This is a genomic window from Martelella sp. UBA3392 (assembly GCF_002358775.1).
GTDB classification, from domain to species: domain Bacteria; phylum Pseudomonadota; class Alphaproteobacteria; order Rhizobiales; family Rhizobiaceae; genus Martelella; species Martelella mediterranea.
The window spans coordinates 668-1,342 of sequence record NZ_DEPM01000240.1; the positions used below are offsets into that span (position 1 = coordinate 668).

Below are 675 nucleotides of genomic sequence, written 5' to 3' on the forward strand. Positions count from 1 at the left end.
GTTGCGCTTTTCCGCGCCCCACTGATAGTTGCGGAAGATCACCATGGTGATCGCCGGCCAGGGATCGCGCCCGCAGGCGGTCATCTCATTCATGGAAATGCCGAACGCGCCATCGCCCGCAAAACCGATCACCGGCGTATCGGGATTGCCGATCTTGGCGCCGATGATCGCGGGGAAACCATAGCCGCAGGGGCCGAACAGGCCGGGCGCCAGATATTTCCGGCCCTTCTCGAAGGTCGGATAGGCATTGCCGATCGCGCAGTTATTGCCGATGTCCGAGGAAACGATCGCCTCTTGCGGCACCGCCTGCATGATCGCCCGCCACGCCTGACGCGGCGACATCAGATCCGCATCACGGGTGCGCGCGCCGGCATTCCACTCGGTGCCCGGATCGTCATCCTCATGGTCGAGGCTCGTCAGCTCCTGCGCCCAGCGCGACTTGGTCTGGGAGACGAGATGCTTGCGGTCCGCGCGCCCGGCATCGCCGGCGGTTTCGGAAAGCTGGGCCAGAATGCCGCGCGCCACCTTGCCGGCGTCGCCCTGAATGCCGACCGTCACCTTCTTGGTGAGGCCGATGCGCGAGGCGTTGATATCGACCTGGATGATCTTCGCATCCTTCGGCCAGTAATCGATGCCGTAGCCCGGCAGGGTCGAGAACGGGTTGAGGCGGGTGCC

Annotated in this window: 1 protein-coding gene; it reads right to left on the minus strand. The window is 64.9% G+C overall.

The features are described 5' to 3' along the window. Positions 1-675, minus strand: a 675-nt coding sequence (locus tag B4E36_RS19100) for a thiamine pyrophosphate-dependent enzyme (RefSeq protein WP_345900700.1), incomplete at both ends; no start/stop codon positions are given.